Source organism: Achromobacter sp. UBA5777 (assembly GCF_002418565.1).
In the GTDB taxonomy this organism is placed as follows: domain Bacteria; phylum Pseudomonadota; class Gammaproteobacteria; order Burkholderiales; family Burkholderiaceae_B; genus Achromobacter; species Achromobacter animicus.
Map to the genome: position 1 here is coordinate 1 of NZ_DIEJ01000306.1, position 257 is coordinate 257.

Genomic DNA, 257 nt, shown 5'->3' on the forward strand with positions numbered 1-257 from the left:
GGGCGCGAGGAGCGGCCCGAGCCGCCGTTGCCGCCGCGGCCGCCATTGCGGGGACCGCCGCGCATGCTGCGCGAGTCTTCGTCGCGCTCCTGGCGTTCGAAGGCGGCTGCGCTGGTGGCGGGCGGCGTCCAGCCTTCCACGGGCTTGCGTTCGATCGTCTTCTTGATGAGGCGCTCGATGTCCTTGAGCAGCTTGATTTCGCTGTTGTCGACCAGCGAGACCGCGGCGCCCGTGGCGCCAGCGCGGCCCGTGCGGCC

1 pseudogene is annotated in these 257 nt (G+C 72.8%); it reads right to left on the reverse strand.

The window, feature by feature from the left end:
- Positions 1-257 (reverse strand): annotated as a pseudogene (locus B3446_RS26650) (RNA helicase); the annotation flags it as partial.